This window comes from Lactococcus sp. AK05, from assembly GCF_041026685.1.
In the GTDB taxonomy this organism is placed as follows: domain Bacteria; phylum Bacillota; class Bacilli; order Lactobacillales; family Streptococcaceae; genus Lactococcus; species Lactococcus lactis.
Genome location: NZ_JBFTEI010000002.1, coordinates 158,120 through 174,995, shown reverse-complemented (window position 1 = coordinate 174,995; position 16,876 = coordinate 158,120). Strand labels below are relative to the sequence as shown.

Annotated in this window: 17 protein-coding genes; 15 read left to right on the top strand and 2 right to left on the bottom strand. The window is 35.5% G+C overall.

Annotation, left to right across the window (positions count from 1 at the left end; all coding sequences use genetic code 11):
- The first annotated feature begins 82 nt into the window (after positions 1-82).
- The 6 genes from AB6B24_RS05375 to AB6B24_RS05350 all read left to right on the top strand — a co-directional run bounded on the left by AB6B24_RS05375 (position 83) and on the right by AB6B24_RS05350 (position 4,955).
- On the top strand, positions 83-376 hold the full coding sequence (locus AB6B24_RS05375; protein WP_311803961.1) for a helix-turn-helix transcriptional regulator: 294 nt from the start codon (positions 83-85) through the stop codon (positions 374-376).
- The gene (locus AB6B24_RS05370; protein WP_311803962.1) at positions 300-1,079 is read left to right on the top strand and encodes an ABC transporter ATP-binding protein; all 780 of its coding nucleotides are present in this window, start codon (positions 300-302) and stop codon (positions 1,077-1,079) included. Before AB6B24_RS05375 ends, AB6B24_RS05370 begins: the two co-directional genes overlap by 77 nt.
- Positions 1,072-2,022: an iron ABC transporter permease gene (locus AB6B24_RS05365; protein WP_058204942.1), complete on the top strand. Its 951-nt coding sequence runs from the start codon at positions 1,072-1,074 to the stop codon at positions 2,020-2,022. Before AB6B24_RS05370 ends, AB6B24_RS05365 begins: the two co-directional genes overlap by 8 nt.
- Before the next feature lies 1 nt (position 2,023).
- Positions 2,024-2,962 (top strand): iron ABC transporter permease, encoded by a 939-nt coding sequence (locus AB6B24_RS05360; protein WP_012897185.1) that lies wholly within the window; start codon positions 2,024-2,026, stop codon positions 2,960-2,962.
- Positions 2,963-3,046: 84 nt separating this feature from the next.
- Positions 3,047-3,988 carry an iron-hydroxamate ABC transporter substrate-binding protein gene (locus AB6B24_RS05355; protein ID WP_003131659.1) on the top strand — a complete coding sequence of 314 codons (942 nt, stop codon included), beginning with the start codon at positions 3,047-3,049 and terminating at the stop codon, positions 3,986-3,988.
- Between the two features lie 61 nt (positions 3,989-4,049).
- Positions 4,050-4,955 (top strand): LysR family transcriptional regulator, encoded by a 906-nt coding sequence (locus tag AB6B24_RS05350; protein ID WP_012897186.1) that lies wholly within the window; start codon positions 4,050-4,052, stop codon positions 4,953-4,955.
- A gap of 57 nt (positions 4,956-5,012) precedes the next feature.
- Here AB6B24_RS05350 and AB6B24_RS05345 read toward each other — a convergent pair whose 3' ends face one another.
- Positions 5,013-6,194: an MFS transporter gene (locus AB6B24_RS05345; RefSeq protein ID WP_311803963.1), complete on the bottom strand. Its 1,182-nt coding sequence runs from the start codon at positions 6,192-6,194 to the stop codon at positions 5,013-5,015.
- Positions 6,195-6,206: 12 nt separating this feature from the next.
- Complete coding sequence (locus AB6B24_RS05340) at positions 6,207-7,025, bottom strand: aldo/keto reductase (protein ID WP_311803965.1); 819 nt, start codon at positions 7,023-7,025, stop codon at positions 6,207-6,209.
- A gap of 141 nt (positions 7,026-7,166) precedes the next feature.
- Here AB6B24_RS05340 and AB6B24_RS05335 point away from each other — a divergent pair, with 141 nt between their 5' ends.
- From AB6B24_RS05335 to murF, 9 genes are all read left to right on the top strand, one after another.
- Positions 7,167-7,514 carry a helix-turn-helix domain-containing protein gene (locus tag AB6B24_RS05335; RefSeq protein ID WP_003131654.1) on the top strand — a complete coding sequence of 116 codons (348 nt, stop codon included), beginning with the start codon at positions 7,167-7,169 and terminating at the stop codon, positions 7,512-7,514.
- Positions 7,515-7,539: 25 nt separating this feature from the next.
- Positions 7,540-7,932, top strand: coding sequence for a VOC family protein (locus AB6B24_RS05330; protein WP_311803966.1), 393 nt, complete (start codon positions 7,540-7,542; stop codon positions 7,930-7,932).
- A 176-nt stretch (positions 7,933-8,108) separates the two neighbouring features.
- Positions 8,109-8,810 carry a phosphoglycerate mutase gene (locus AB6B24_RS05325; protein ID WP_003131652.1) on the top strand — a complete coding sequence of 234 codons (702 nt, stop codon included), beginning with the start codon at positions 8,109-8,111 and terminating at the stop codon, positions 8,808-8,810.
- Between the two features lie 174 nt (positions 8,811-8,984).
- On the top strand, positions 8,985-9,548 hold the full coding sequence (ahpC, locus tag AB6B24_RS05320; RefSeq protein ID WP_003131651.1) for an alkyl hydroperoxide reductase subunit C: 564 nt from the start codon (positions 8,985-8,987) through the stop codon (positions 9,546-9,548).
- Between the two features lie 66 nt (positions 9,549-9,614).
- Complete coding sequence (ahpF, locus tag AB6B24_RS05315) at positions 9,615-11,144, top strand: alkyl hydroperoxide reductase subunit F (protein WP_095586946.1); 1,530 nt, start codon at positions 9,615-9,617, stop codon at positions 11,142-11,144.
- A 165-nt stretch (positions 11,145-11,309) separates the two neighbouring features.
- Positions 11,310-13,475, top strand: coding sequence for a penicillin-binding transpeptidase domain-containing protein (locus tag AB6B24_RS05310; RefSeq protein WP_311803967.1), 2,166 nt, complete (start codon positions 11,310-11,312; stop codon positions 13,473-13,475).
- 137 nt (positions 13,476-13,612) lie between these two features.
- Positions 13,613-14,209 carry a recombination mediator RecR gene (gene recR, locus AB6B24_RS05305; protein ID WP_003131648.1) on the top strand — a complete coding sequence of 199 codons (597 nt, stop codon included), beginning with the start codon at positions 13,613-13,615 and terminating at the stop codon, positions 14,207-14,209.
- A gap of 116 nt (positions 14,210-14,325) precedes the next feature.
- On the top strand, positions 14,326-15,375 hold the full coding sequence (locus AB6B24_RS05300; RefSeq protein ID WP_311803968.1) for a D-alanine--D-alanine ligase: 1,050 nt from the start codon (positions 14,326-14,328) through the stop codon (positions 15,373-15,375).
- Between the two features lie 74 nt (positions 15,376-15,449).
- The gene (gene murF / locus AB6B24_RS05295; protein ID WP_311803969.1) at positions 15,450-16,772 is read left to right on the top strand and encodes a UDP-N-acetylmuramoyl-tripeptide--D-alanyl-D-alanine ligase; all 1,323 of its coding nucleotides are present in this window, start codon (positions 15,450-15,452) and stop codon (positions 16,770-16,772) included.
- Positions 16,773-16,876 lie beyond the last annotated feature (104 nt).

Below are 16,876 nucleotides of genomic sequence, written 5' to 3'. Positions count from 1 at the left end.
CAAGCCAATTGTTTGCAAAAGATAATAAAATTTGAATTAGATCTTAAAAAAAGAACTTCCGAAAGAATTAGAAGGGAAAAACATGGAAAATAAAATACGTGAATTGCGCCGATTATCTCATCTTTCACAAGAGGATGTCGCACATATCGCTCACGTCTCGCGTCAGACGATAAATGCGATTGAAAATGACAAATACGACCCAGAGTTAACGCTTGCTTTCAAACTTGCAGAAAACCTAGGGACAACCGTTGATGAGCTTTTTAACTATCAACCAACCGTTGTGAAAAGGAAAGAAAACGATGTATTTTGGTGCGAAAAATATCAATGTGTCTTATGGAAAAGAGCAGGTATTGAAAAACGTAACGCTGTCGATTGAAAAAGGAAAAACGACAGCTATTATTGGAGTCAATGGTTCTGGAAAATCAACGATTTTAAAGGCACTTGGACGTTTAATTAAATCGGATGGACAGGTTATCTTTGATAATCAACCTTTAAGTCAACATTCTAATCGTGAAATAGCTAGAATTTTAGCGCTCTTGCCTCAATCAATTACTGCCCCAGCTGATATTACAGTCTATGAACTTGTCAGTTTAGGACGTTTCCCACATCAAAAATTAATGCAACAACGTCTCTCAAAAGAAGATATTTTGTTCATAGAAGAATTGATGAGAGAAACAAAGATTTGGGACATTCGAGAAAGTAAGATATCAGAACTTTCTGGTGGACAAAAACAAAGAGTTTTTATCACGATGATTTTAGCTCAAGATAGTGAGATTATTTTATTAGATGAACCAACGACTTATCTAGATTTAGCTCATCAGTTAGATGTTTTATGTTTATTAAAAGATTTAGCGACAAAGAGAAATAAAACCATTGTTTACGTCATTCACGATTTAAATCATGCCGCTCGTTTTGCTGACAATCTAGTCCTTGTTAAAGACGGAGAAGTGGTTGAAGAAGGAACTGTTGATGAGTTATTTACTCAAAAAACGTTGAAAGAATGCTTTGGATTAGATGTCACTTTAGGATGTGATACCTTTACCAAAAAATTAATGATTACTGGGGTGAAAGATGCCTAAAAAACATTTTCTGACAATCTTTTTTGCCCTAGTTTTTTCTTTACTTTTTTTGTCAGTAATATACCTGATGCTTGGAAATAAAAATGTTCCTCTGACAGAACTTTTAGTAAATAAAATGGTCTTACAATTAAGATTTCCACGATTAATAAGTCTATATCTCACAGGATTTCTCTTATCTGTCAGTGGATTTATTGTTCAAATTATGACTAGAAACCCAATTGCCGAAATGGCAACTTTAGGGATTTCTGGCGGTTCTAGTTTGGCTTTATCACTCATTTTAACTTTGGGTTGGTCAACAAATGATGGAATTTCAGTTCTAGTTTCATCGCTAGGTGCATTTATTGCTTTAGCCGTCGTCATGCTTTTGACTGCCAGAACGCATTTTCAGCCATTAAAAGTTGTGCTAGTTGGAACGTCAGTTGGACTTTTTGCAACTAGTTTAGCCAGCTCCTTAACTTTTGCCAGCCACGATACACAGGCCTATTTTCGCTGGATTGTGGGTTCTTTTTCAGGGATAACTAATACTAAAGTTCTTTTAATGGCAGTAGTAAGTCTTATTTTTCTTATCCTCTTGCTTTTATTTTCAAAACAAATTTATTTATTGAATTTTGGTGATGAGCTTGCTCAATCTTTTGGGATTTCTGTCAATTTTGTTCGTTTAGTCATTATGTTTTTAGTTGCGCTGGCTTCTGGTGTAACTGTTGCCTCAGTTGGGGTGGTCAGCTTTGTCGGTTTGATTGCTCCACATATTGCCAAGAAGCTTGTCAGAGCTAATTTTTGGCAAAATGTAATTCTGTCAGTACTGACAGGAATGTTATTGCTTGTTTTAGCTGATTTGATAGCCAGAAATTTATTTAAACCTTACGAATTTCCAGCAGGAAGTCTAACCATGCTTCTAGGTGCTCCCTTCTTTCTTTGGGTTATTACAAAGGAGGCAAAATAAAATGAAAAGAAAATTCACTTTACTTTTTGTCCTGCTTTTGGTTTTGATAGTGGTTGATTTGACGCAATTTTCAACAAATCCTCAAATTCTATCAATCCTAATTCCTAATTTTCGTCTTCCTCGTTTAATAACAATCCTGTCAGCTGGAATTGCTCTTTCCTTATCAGGCTTTATTATCCAAAATATTACAGAAAATCCTTTAGCTGATAGCGGAACAATTGGGATAACCTCTGGTGCTTCGGCAGGAAGTGTTGCTTTTTTACTGATTGCTGACCATTTTAAGCTGACAGGACTTTGGAATTTTTCCTATCCTATTTTTGCTTTAATAGGTGCTCTTCTTTCTTTTGTCTTAATTTACTTTTTTGCCTTAAGAAAGCAAGTTTCTTCTGTCAGAGTTTTACTGACAGGAATTGCAATTACCGCTTTTTTCCAAGCATTAATCACAATTGGTCAGCTTTCAGTCAATGCCTTTGACTTTCAGAAAGTTGCAGTTTGGCTGTCAGGAGATATCTGGCAAACGGGAAGCACTTATTTGTTCATTTGTGTTCTCTTATTAGTAATTGGCTTGATTATTTTGCCATTTTTCTTAAGAAAACTTGAAATCCTCTCACTAGGCGAAGAAATGGCAACTACTTTAGGATTAGAAGTTCAAAAAACGAAAATCTATCTTTACTTGTTAGCGCTCCTTTTTGCAGCTGTTGGTGTTTTATTGGTTGGAGGATTAGCATTTGTTGGTTTAATTGCCCCTCATATTGCTCGTGAAATCGTTGGTTTTAAATCACGAAAAAGTTTAATCGCCACCGCACTTTCTGGTATGATTATTTTATCTTTTGCTGATATTATTTCACAAACAATCATTGCACCATCAAGTTTACCTTTAGGTTTTGTAGTTGCCTTTATTGGCGCTCCATACTATATTTATCTTATTCAAAAAGTTTAAGAAATTAATTTACTTTTAGTAAATTTCTTATAAAAAAATATCGGCTTATTTTTAAAAAATAGCCTAAAAATAGAGGAGAATCTTTTGAAAAAAGTACTCACAACCCTAATCGCTGCAGGAGCTTTACTTACTTTAGCTGCCTGTTCATCAAATTCATCATCAAAAAAAGCGACATCAAGCGATGATAAAGTGACCTTTCATGCTTTAAATGGGGACGTCAAAGTTCCTAAAAATCCTAAACGTATTGCTGTTCAAAATTATCCAGATGAAGTCGCTTCATTAGGTGCAAATGTTGTTGGAACAGATTCATGGGCCTTCCCAAATACCTTCTTATCAAAAGACCAAAAGAAGAATATGGTTGATTTAGGAGCGCCAAAATTCAATATGGAAAAATTGATTGCTCAAAATCCTGATTTGATTATTACAGTTGATAAAGACCAAGTAGCAGACTATCAAAAAGTAGCCCCTACTGTTCTTGTCAATTATAAGGACCTCTCAGGAATGAATAAATCATTGGATTACTTCGCTAAACTCCTTAATCGCGAAGATGAAAAAGCAAGTTTCCTTAAAAACTTTAAAAAAGAAGCCGATAAGCAAAAAGAAAAATTGGCAAAGGTTGATGTTAAACCAGCTAAAAACACAATTTCACTTCTTGAACTCCAAGGAGATAAGGTTTATGCCTTCGGTGACAATTTTGCTCGTGGCGGACAAGCTTTGACGACTGGTTTAGGCTTTAAAGAATCAAGCAAAATGGCCGAACTTTCAAAAGGCGTAGGTTATGCTGAAGTAAATACTGAAAGCTTAGGAGAATTTGATGCAGACTATATCTTTATTGACTTTGCAGATAAAGATAAAGAACAATATGCTGCATTAAAAAATAATCCAGCTTGGCAAAACCTCAAAGCAGTTAAAGAAGGACATGTGATTACGATGGACTACGACAAAGTTTACTTCTTTGGCGGACCAACAGCGGCTAAAGAAGAGCTGTCACTCTACACTGACGCTATCATTAAAGCTACAAAATAAAAAGAAAAAGTGTATAATCAACTTATACACTTTTTTTGTAAAAAATTAAGGACTTTATGACATGAATATTAAACAATTACGGTACGTCGTCGCCATTGCTAATAGTGGAACTTTTCGTGAGGCTTCAGAGCAACTCTTTGTTAGTCAACCCTCAATGTCGATTGCGGTTAAAGACTTGGAGCAAGAACTCGGTTTTCAAATCTTTGAGAGAACAAATACAGGTGCGACTTTAACTATTGAAGGCGAACGTTTTTATGAACAAGCACAGACTGTTTTACGTAATTTTGAAACTTTTGAATCAAAATATTCTAAGCCAAAAGAGTCTGATAAGACTTTCTCAGTTGCCAGTCAACACTATGATTTTCTAGCACCAGTTGCAGTGGAATTTGCAAAGAAAAATCCTGAAATCAAAAATTTTAGAATTTTTGAGTCAACCACTTATAATATTTTGCAAGAAGTGGCGCAAGGGCACAGTGAACTCGGAGTGGTTTATCTCAATAAACAAAATCGCTCAGGGATTTTAAGAATGCTCAATAAACTTGAATTAGATTACGAAGAAATTTTCTTATCGCAAACGCATATCTATATTCGCAAAGGCCATCCCTTAGCTCAACGTGAAACAATTTCAGATGATGATTTAAAACCGCTAGATCGTGTGCGATTTACACAAGAAAATGAGCAGTTTCTTTACTATTCTGAAGATTTGGTTGAGACTTTTGAAAATACCTTGATTTATAACGTCACTGACCGTGCAAGTTTAAATGGAATTTTAGAACGGACAGATGCCTACGCAACAGGTCTTGGTTTTATTGATAAAGAGAGCGTCCATAATGTAACAGTTGTCCCTATGGAGGGAGACAATGGAAATAGTTTGATTTTAGTCAAGCATCGTGGACATTTATTATCAAATGCGGCGACTTCTTATAAACGTAGTCTTGAAGTTTACTTTGAAAACTATGAATTTTAAACAATAGTTAAAATAAATACTCTCTGAATAATTTTCAGAGAGTATTTTTATAACCTATTATAATTTACTTGCTTGGTCTTTTTGAGCCAAACGAATGAGGAACATTGCAAGGAGAATGATAATGATTCCCCCAAGTGGAGTAAAGACAACACTTGAGCCTTTAGAAATTTGTCCTCCAACAAATGAGCCTAAAGTAATTCCGACATTGAAAGCTGCAATGTTAAAAGCTGAAACTAAAGTAATATCTTTTGGCGTAAATTTCTCTGCCAATTGAACAACGTATAGTTGCAAACCAGGGACATTCATAAAGGCAAACAAACCCAAAAGTAAAGTTGCAATCAATCCCAAAACTTGCGAAGCTAAACTTGCACTGATAAAAAGAAAAAGTAAACTCAAAGCTAAAGCCGCAAACATTTTTTGAAGGGCAGGTAGGATATTTTTATTTGCTAGATGTCCACCTAGTGAATTACCAATGGCAACCATCACACCATAAGCAACCAGAATAATCACTACTGTACTTGCTGAAAATCTAAAAGTTCCTTCAAGGATTGGTGTAAGATAAGTATAAGCCGCGAAAGTTCCTCCATAACCAAAAGCGGTAATAAAAAGAGACATTAAAATTGATTTATTAGTAAAAATTCTAGCAAGCCCACTTAAATTAATTTTTCCGGGAATTGGAAGCCCTTTTGGAACAAGAATACTAGTAGCAATCAGTCCAATTAAGCCAATAACAACAATGAAAACAAATGACATATGCCAGTTAGAGTGCTGACCAATGAAAGTCCCTAAAGGAACACCAATGACAGTAGCAACGGTTAGTCCTGTAAACATGAGGGCGATTGCTGAGGCCCTTTTCTCAGGTCGAACAACATCAGCAGCAATGACTGTGGAAATTGACATGAAAATACCATGAGCAAGTGAGGCAAGAACCCGTCCTACTAAAAGTAAAAGGAAAGTTGGAGCGAAAGCTGACAGTAAATTACCAAGAATAAAGAGACCCATAATCGAAACCATCAAAGTTTTTCGATTCCAAGTTCCTGTAAGAATGGTTAATAAGGGAGCACCAACCGTTACCCCTAAAGCATAAAGAGAAACGGTTAAACCCGCTTGAGATAAATTAATATTAAAGGTGTTGACAATCATTGGCATTAAACCAACACTGATAAATTCGGTTGAGCCGATAGCAAAAGCATTAATTGCTAGAGCTAGAAGAGTGAGACTGGGAGATATTTTTTTCATTATACTTCTTTCTTAAAAATTAAAATGTTCTGGATCTGGACCGACACGAAGTTCTTCATTGAGTGAATTGATAGCTTTCATATCTTCAGAGTCAAGTGAAAAATCAAAAATTTGACGATTAGCTATCATTCGTTCACTTTTAATAGATTTTACATTTACTAAAATATTTTGTTGAATATCCCAACGAAGAATAATTTGAGCCACAGATTTTCCATGTTTATCAGCAATTTTTTTGAGGACTTCATTGTCTAATAATTGACCTTGCATCAAAGGTGACCAAGCTTGAACCTTGATATCATGAAGTTCTAAGAAATTACGAAGTTCTTCTTGTGATAATTTTGGATGGAGTTCAATTTGATTTAAAACGGGAGTGATTTCAGCATAGCTAAGAAGTTCTTCTAAATGTGGTTTTTGAAAGTTACTGACACCAATCGCTTTTATTTTGCCTGCTTTATATAAATCTTCCATTGCTTTCCAAGCTTCTTTGTAAGCATAATGTGTGCCTGGCCAGTGGATAAGATATAAATCTAGATAATCTAAATCCAATTGTTTCAAACTTTCTTCAAAGTTTTGAACTGTTTCTTCATAAGAATGATTATCTCCCCAAAGTTTTGAAGTGATGAAAAGATCATCACGAGAAAGTCCTGTCATAGCCAAACCTTCTTTAATTCCTTGGCCAGTTCCTTCTTCATTTTCATAAATTTTAGCTGTATCAATTAAACGATATCCGTTAACAATTGCGTTTTTGACAACATCAGCGGTTTCGTCATTTGGAATTTGAAAAACTCCCAAACCAAGTTCCGGGATTTCAATCTGATTATTAAGTTTCATTTTTTGCTCCTCATATATTTTATTTTGGCAGAAAATTAGTATATAATAAATAAAACCTCTTGAACAGTACCTACTTTTTTGTGTCATACATACTAAAAAGTAATAATTGGATAAAATAAGGGATTAGAAAGGAAATTAATTTTGAAAAAAATTTATAATATTGGTGTCGAAGCGACAATGGATGTTATTGGTGGAAAATGGAAACCAATTATTTTGTGTAATTTAAGACATAATCCAAGTCGTCCAGGAGAATTGAGACGTCAAATTCCAGGAATCAGTCAAAAAATGCTGACTCAGCAATTAAGAGAATTAGAAATTGATAATATTATCGTCCGTAAGGTTTATAATCAAGTTCCACCGAAGGTTGAATATTCTCTGAGCCCTTATGGTGAAACTTTAAATGGTTTATTAGATATTCTTTGCTCATGGGGGGAAGGTCATGTCCAAACTTTAAAAAGTATGGGTGAAGAAGTTCAAATTTTAGAATAAGAGAACTTAGAAGAGGAGCCGCAAGATGTACAAACCAGCTTTCAATAAAATTCATCACATCGCTATCATTGCCGCAGATTATGAAAAATCTCGTCAGTTCTACGTTGATATTTTAGGATTTTCAATCATTCGAGAAAATCATCGTCCAGAAAAAGGAGATATCAAGCTTGATTTAAAGATGAATGAAGAAACAGAAATTGAATTATTTATCAAATCTGATGCCCCTAAACGCTTAACTTATCCAGAAGCAAAAGGCTATCGCCACTTAGCTATTAAAACGACAAATATTGAAGAAGATAGAAATTATTTAATAAGTCAAGGAGTCAAAGTGGAGGAAATTCGTCAGGACGAAATTACTGACAGAAAAATGCTTTTTTTCTATGATCCAGATGACTTACCAATAGAACTACATGAGTAATTTTTAAAAAATGGAAATGAAGAAATGGTTTTTAGGTTAGCCAAAGCTTCTGTCAGTAAATAAAAGGGCTTACAGAAAATAAAAGCTAGAAAAAAAAGGAAAAATGTAGTAAAATTAACTTTGTAAATGAACGAACTAAATTTCGTTCAAGTAAAAATAAACGGAGAATACACAAAATGCCAAAATTAGTATTTGCACGTCACGGTGAATCTGAATGGAATCTTGCTAACCTTTTCACAGGTTGGGCTGACGTTGACCTTTCTGAAAACGGAACTAAACAAGCGATTGAAGCTGGTAAATTGATTAAAGAAGCTGGAATCGAATTTGATATTGCTTACACTTCAGTATTGAAACGTGCTATCAAAACAACTAACCTTGCTCTTGAATATTCAGACCAACTTTGGGTACCAGTTGTTAAATCATGGCGCTTGAACGAACGTCACTACGGTGGTTTGACAGGTTTGAACAAAGCTGACGCTGCTGCAAAACATGGTGATGAACAAGTTCACATCTGGCGTCGTTCATATGATGTATTGCCACCAGCAATGGATCATGATGATAAATATACAGCTCACGGAGACCGTCGTTACGCTGGTCTTGAAGATTCATTGATTCCTGATGCTGAAAACCTCAAAGTTACTTTGGAACGTGCTCTTCCATTCTGGGAAGACCAAATCGCTCCAGCTTTGAAAGAAGGAAAAAATGTCTTCGTTGGTGCTCACGGTAACTCAATCCGTGCACTCGTTAAACAAATCAAAAAACTTTCTGATGACGAAATTATGGATGTTGAAATCCCTAACTTCCCACCACTTGTTTTCGAATTTGATGACAACTTGAACGTTCAAAACGAATACTACTTGGCTCCTAAAAAAGCATAATATTTGAATGAAAATACTCTAAGTTATAATAGATACTCATCTATTTAAGGACTTAGAGTATTTTTTTGTAATCAATGCAATAGTTTGTAAGTTTTTGAACAAATTAATTGATTCTTCATTTTATTCTTGAGATAATTTAATAGTAAAGCTTTAAAGAAGAAAAAGGAGAATCTTATGTCATTAGTAGGTAAAAAAATAGAAGAATTTTCAACAGATGCTTATCTTGGTGGGAAATTTATTAAAGTTTCCGATAAAGACTTTTATGGAAAATGGTCTGTGCTTTGTTTCTATCCAGCAGACTTTTCATTTGTTTGTCCGACAGAGTTAGAAGATTTAGAAGAAACTTATCCAACCTTGAAATCGCTTGGTGTAGAAGTTTACTCAGCTTCAACTGACACCCATTTTGTCCATGCTGCTTGGCATGAACATAGTGATGCTATTTCAAAAATTACTTATCCAATGCTTGCAGACCCTTCACAAAAAATTTCACGTGCTTTTGATGTTCTTGATGAAGAAGCAGGATTGGCTCAACGTGGAACATTTATTATTGACCCAGACGGTGTGATTCAAGCGCTTGAAATTACGGCTGATGGTATTGGACGTGATGCAAGTCAATTGGTCGATAAGATTAAAGCTGCTCAATATGTGCGTAATCATCCAGGGGAAGTTTGTCCCGCTAAGTGGAAAGAGGACGGAGCAAGTCTTCACGTTGGTATTGACCTTGTAGGTAAAATATAGAATAAAAAAAGTGAGTCTTGGCTCACTTTATTTGTCTTTAGAAACTTAATGATAGAAAGGTTTAATATGATTTTAGATGAAACTCTTCGTGCTCAGTTGATGCCTTATATGGATTTGTTGGAAAATCCAATTATTTTAAAAGTTGATGCAGATTTAGAGAGCGAAAATGGGAAAAAAATAGTAGAATTTACAGATGAACTTGCAAGTTTGTCCGAAATGATTTCAAAAGAAACAGCAAAACTCAATCGAGAAACAGCTTTTTCTATTGAAAGAGAAGGCGTTTCTGGAGTCCTTTTTTCAGGGCTACCATTAGGTCATGAGTTGAATTCATTGGTCTTGGCGCTTGTCCAAGTAAGTGGACGCCCTCCACGGATTGAACAAGAATTAGTTGAGCGAATTCAAGCGATTCAAAATCCACTTCACTTTGAAACTTATGTGAGTTTAACTTGTCATAACTGTCCAGATGTTGTCCAAGCATTAAACACAATGAGTATTCTTAACCCCAATATTAGTCACACAATGATTGAAGGGGGAATGTTTCAAGAAGAAGTGGAAGCAAAAGGAATTATGGCGGTTCCAACTGTTTTCAAAAATGGTGAAGAATTTCATAATGGACGAGCTAGTCTTGAAGAATTACTAGAAAAAATTACTGGTCCAGAGAGTTCGGAAGCTTTTTCTGATAAAGACCCTTATGATGTTTTAGTTGTTGGTGGAGGCCCTGCTGGTGCAAGTGCAGCTATTTATGCTGCACGTAAAGGGATTCGGACAGGTTTAATCGCTGAACGCTTTGGCGGTCAACCACTAGAAACTTTAGGAATTGAAAACCTCATTGGAACGCCTTATGTTGAAGGGGTTCAACTTGGTCGTCAGCTCGAAGAACATGTGAAAAAATACCCTGTCGATTTGATGAACTTGCAAAAAGCAGTTAAGCTAGAGAAAAAAGATTTGATTGAGGTGAGTCTGGAAAATGGGGCACTTCTAAAAAGTAAGTCAGTCATTATTTCAACGGGCGCTCGTTGGCGAGATTTGGGAATTCCAGGAGAGCAAGAATTTAAAACCAAAGGAGTCGCTTACTGCCCACATTGTGATGGTCCTTTGTTTGCGGGAAAAGATGTAGCAGTTATCGGTGGCGGAAATTCAGGAATCGAAGCAGCTATTGATTTAGCTGGTTTGGTTAGACATGTTACTGTTCTAGAATTTTTACCTGAACTGAAAGCAGACAAAATTTTACAAGAAAAACTTGCGACCCTAAATAATGTTACTGTCCTCACCAATGTGGAAACAAAAGAGATTTTAGGAGATGACAAGGTTAGAGGTTTGAATTATCAAGTTCGCGGTTCTAAGGAAACTGTTCATTTGGAACTCGCTGGTGTCTTTGTTTTAATTGGTTTAGTTCCGAATACTCAGTGGTTGGAGGGAACAATTGACTTATCCGCACGTGGAGAAATTTTGACTGATAAAGTTGGAGCGACAAATCTTCCTGGTGTTTTTGCAGCGGGAGATTGTACGGATAGTGTTTATAAGCAAATTATTATTTCAATGGGGACTGGGGCGACCGCTTCTCTAGGTGCTTTTGATTATTTGATAAGGAACTAAAATTTTAGATGACAAAAAAGAAAACGTATTTGAGTTTTCTTTTTTTATTTGATTAAATTGATAGGAATCAAAATTGTAAGGAAAAGTTTTCATAAATGTGGTAAAATGTTTAAGTACAAATTTTGAATGTAAAAACTATTTATAAAACTCATTCTTGGAGTCGAAATGTCAGATAATAAAAGAAAAAATGATAAGCGCAAGCAATCCGATAAGTCTAAAAAATCACATAAAGAAGTAAAAATTTTAAAAGATCCAACTAAATCAATTCCAAAACGAGTGAACCTCTTATTTTTTGTTATCTTTGTTTTGTTTATGATTTTAATTGGAAAGCTCTTCAATATGCAGGTATTGAATTCACATTTCTACGCCGAAAAATCAATTAGTGCAGGCGGAGATGTTCAAATTATTGAAGGTGCGCCTCGCGGAAATATTTATGATGCAACAGGAAAAGCTTTGGTATCTACAGTTGCGGTTCAGGCTGTTGAATTTACAAGAAGTCAAAATGCTACTGCTGATGAAATGTATCAGGTAGCCAATAAGTTAGCAACTATTTTATCTAATAACATTGATGTTGCTGATTTGACAACGCGTGATAAAAAAGACTATTTCTTGGCTAATTCTAAAAATCTAGAAAAAATAGCTAATAGTTTATCTGAAAAGGAAAAGAAAGATAAACATGGCAATGATTTAACTGGTTCACAAATTTATGATGTCGAATTAAGTAAAGTTAAAGATAGTGACTTGAACTTTACAGCAGAACAAACTTTTGCCGCAAAATTATTCAAAGAAATGAATAGTACCACTACTTTTAACACTACTAAAATTGCTACTGGAAGTATTACAGCAGAGCAACAAGCGACAATTGCCGAACAAGAAGGCGATTTACCAGGAATTACAATTGGAACTTCTTGGGACCGTTCATATGCTCAAAATTCTTTGACACCACTTATGGGAACTATTACTTCACAAAAATCAGGAATTCCAGCAGAGGATTTGGATGCCTATCTTAAAAAAGGTTATCAACGTAATGACCGTGTGGGAACTGGGCTTCTTGAAAAGGGATACGAAAGTGAACTTCAAGGAACACATAATATCAGTAAGGTTAAATTTGACAAAAATGGTGATGTTTCTGGAACAAAAACAATCCAAAAAGGAAAACGTGGGGATGATTTAAAATTAACTATTAACCTAGATTTCCAAAACGGGGTTAATAATATCGTTAAAACACAATTAGACCAACTGATTGCCCAAGGCTATGGTCAGTATAATAGAGGGGCTTATGCTGTTGTGTTAAATGTTAAAACGGGGGCAGTCTTAGCTTTATCTGGCTATCAACGAGATCCTAATACAGGAACAATTACGGAAAATACTTTAGGGACTTTCCAAAGTGTCTTCACACCGGGGTCTGTTGTCAAAATGGGAACATTGACTGCTGCTTGGAATGCTGGTGTAATTTCTGGAAATGACACTTTAACGGCGCAGTCTATTCAATTTAAGGATTCTCCGTCTATCAATGACTGGTGGGGGGATGCTTCACCAATGGCTTTAACAGCTGTTGAAGCTTTGCAATATTCATCAAATACTTACATGATGCAATTGGCAATGAGAATGTTAGGTGCTCCCTATACGGCAGCCAATCAATTTTTGGATGATACCAACCGAGTAAAAGTTTATGAGCAGTTTCGTAAGGCTTTTGCTTCTTATGGTTTAGGGGCATCAACTGGTTTTGATATTCCTGGAGAATCAACGGGATATCTCCCTTCGGCTAAATCTGAGGAAGCTTCTGGGGTCAATGTATTGTATGAATCATTTGGTCAGTATGATAACTATACGCCGCTTCAGTTGGCGGTTTATGCGGCAACTTTAGGAAATAACGGAACTCGTTTGGCGCCACACATTGTCCAAGGAATTTATGAAGGTGGAACTGACGGACAACCTGGCACGCTTATCAAAAATATTACTCCTAAAATCATGGATAAGGTAAATATCACTCCCGATAATATGGATGTTCTTCATCAGGGGATGTATGCTGTTGTTCATGGGGCTGGTGGATTGACTACTGGTCGTTCAATGGATTCATCAAAGGTTTCTATTTCTGGTAAAACAGGGACTTCCGAAAGTACAAAAGTATTGGCAGATGGTAGTCAAGTTATTGTAACGGCTAATAATGCAGTGGCCTTTGCTCCTTCTGACAATCCAGAAATTGCTATTGCGGTTGTACTTCCAGATAATACTGAAAGTAATGCTTCAAGTGGAACAAAAGCAAACCAAAGTATTGTAACGGGAATTACTGATTTGTATTATTCAAATGAAGCTTTTCGTAAAAATTAAAAAAGTTCTCTCTGATAGGAGAGGCTTTTTATTTATAAGTGATTGAGAATTCTATCAGCTTTCCTTTTCATTTTCCGTCTTTTATAGTAAAATTAATAAATTGAATAAAATATTTACAAGTGAAGAATTGGTGAAATATGTATTATCCTGAACCTATTGCTCGCCTGATTGAGTCGTTTTCAAAATTACCAGGGATTGGTCAAAAAACAGCGACTCGATTGGCTTTTTATACGATTGGCATGGAAGATCAAGATGTCAATGAATTTGCAAAAAATCTTCTGTCAGCAAAACGGGATTTGAGTTTTTGCTCGATTTGCGGGAATTTAACAGAAAGTGATCCTTGCGCCATTTGTACCGACCCAACGCGTGATCGAACAACTATATTGGTCGTTGAAGAATCTAAAGATGTTCTTGCTATGGAAAAAATTCGGGAATATCGAGGACTTTATCATGTTTTGCATGGCACGATTAGTCCAATGAATGGGATTTCTCCTGATGAAATTAATGTTAAAACATTGATTACAAGATTAATGGATTCAGAGGTTAAAGAAGTGATTATCGCAACTAATGCCACTTCTGACGGAGAAGCAACCGCCATGTATCTGGCTCGAATGATTAAGCCTGCAGGAATTAAAGTGACTCGCTTGGCTCGTGGATTAGCTGTAGGGTCTGATATAGAATACGCAGATGAAATTACTTTATCAAAAGCGGTAGAGAATCGGTTGGAAATTTGATTTTTTCTGTGGTAAAATAAAAAAGACAATTACTGACAGAATTGTATTGTAAAAATATCTCATGCTGTCAGTAAAAAGAAGTGTCTGACAAAGCTGTCAGTAAAAAAGGAAGAAATATGTCAAAAGAAACATTAATTTTGTTGTATGGTGGTCGTTCTGCTGAGCGAGAAGTATCAGTTTTATCAGCAGAATCGGTGATGAGAGCTGTTAATTATTCTCGTTTTGTTGTAAAAACTTACTTTATCACTAAGGCCGGTGAATTCATAAAAACGCAAGAATTTACTGACAAACCTGCTGAAGAAGAAAAACTACTGACAAATGATTTGGCAGAATCTTATCCAAAGATTTCACCAGCAGCAATTTACGAAAAAGATGCCGTTGTATTCCCAGTTTTACATGGACCAATGGGTGAAGATGGCTCGATTCAAGGATTTTTAGAAATTTTACGTTTGGCATATGTTGGTCCAAATATTTTATCTGCATCAAGCACAATGGATAAATTATTGGCAAAACACGTTTTTGAAGCGGTTGGTGTACCCCAAGTTCCTTATGTTGCAGCTTTTGCTGACGAAAATCAAGGAAAAATTGCTCAAGAAGTAGTCGAAAAATTAGAATTTCCAGTTTTTGTTAAACCTGCTAATATGGGTTCTAGTGTTGGAATTTCAAAAGTTGATGATTTAGCAGACCTTCAACCTGCGCTAAGTGAAGCCTATAAATATGATAACCGTGTTGTCATTGAACAAGGGGTGGATGCACGTGAAATTGAATGTGCTGTTTTGGGAAATAATAGTGACGTTTCTGCAACGCTTCCAGGTGAAGTTGTGAAAGATGTCGAGTTTTATGATTACAACTCAAAATATATTGATAATAAAATTCAAATGGACATTCCAGCAAAAGTTCCTGCTGATTTAGCGCAAAAAATGCAAGAATATGCTATAAAAGCTTACAAGGCAGTCAATGGGACGGGCTTGTCACGTTGCGATTTCTTTGTGACTAAGGATGGAAATGTTTATCTCAACGAAATTAATGCCATTCCAGGATTCACACAATGGTCAATGTATCCATTGCTTTGGGAAAATATGGGCTTATCTTATTCTGATTTAATTGAAAAATTAGTTGATTTAGCTAAAGAAACTTTTGAAACACGTGAAAATCATCTTTTATAAAAAATACAAATCTGTCAGTAAATCGATTGCTGACAGATTTTTTTGTCAGTAAAAAGTGTTATAATGGAGTCACTATGAAACTCACAATTCACGAAATCGCCCAAGTCGTTGGCGCAAAAAATGATTGGTCGCAACTGGCAGATTTGTCAGTCAATAAAATTGAATTTGACAGCCGTTTGATTGAAAAAGGGGATATCTTTTTGCCACTTAAGGGGGCACGAGATGGTCATGATTTCATCGAAATCGCTTTTGATAATGGAGCAATAATCAGCTTTTCAGAAAAAGAAGTCGAACAAGCTCATCTCTTGGTTGACGATAATCTGCTTGCTTTCCAAAAATTAGCAAAATATTATCTTGAAAAGACAAAAGTTCCAGTCATTGCGGTGACAGGTTCAAATGGAAAAACAACAACCAAAGACATGATTGCTGCTGTTTTGTCTAAGAAATTTAAAACATACAAAACACAAGGGAATCACAATAATGAAATCGGCTTACCCTACACCATTTTACATATGCCGGACGATACTGAAAAATTAGTTTTGGAAATGGGAATGGATCACCCTGGTGATATTGATTTTTTATCAGAACTTGCTAAGCCTGAACTTGCTGTCATTACCTTAATTGGTGAAGCACATCTTGAACATATGGGAAGTCGCGAAAATATTGCTAAAGGGAAAATGGGGATTACGGCTGGTTTGCATGGTGAGCTTATTGCCCCTGCTGACCCAATTATTAATGCTTTTATCCCAGACAATCAAAAAATTATTCGCTTTGGTTTGCCCGGTGAAGATTTATTTATTACAAAATTAGTCGAACACAAAGAAAAATTAACTTTTGAAACTAATTTTTTAGATGAATCAATTACTATTCCAGTTCCTGGTAAATATAACGCGACGAATGCTATGTTAGCTGCTTATGTTGGCTTACATTATGGACTGTCAGAAGCCGAAATTAAAAAAGCTTTGAAAGAAGTAGAGCTGACCAGAAATCGGACAGAGTGGAAAAAAGCCAGAAATGGTGCAGACCTTTTGAGTGATGTTTATAATGCCAATCCGACAGCAATGCGTTTGATTTTGGAAACTTTCCAAGCCATTCCTAAAAATGAGAATGGTCGAAAGATTGCAGTTCTTGCTGATATGTTAGAACTTGGACCCAGTGCAGCCCAACTCCATAAAGATATATTAAAATCTATTGATTTCAATAAAATTGATAAAGTCTATCTTTATGGTGAAATGATGAAAAACTTGGCAGAAATTTCGACTGACAAAGCGGTCAGCTATTTTACAGATTTAGATTTACTGACAGAAAGTCTGTCAGCAGATTTGAAACCAACTGACCAAGTATTATTCAAAGGTTCAAATAGCATGAAACTTTCAGAGGTTGTTGAAAAATTATAATGATAAAAAATACTGACAGAAAGTTAGTATTTTTTTATTTTCATTAAATTATCAGAAAAATACAACAATATTCTTGACAATGTATTTTTGAAAAAGTATAATAA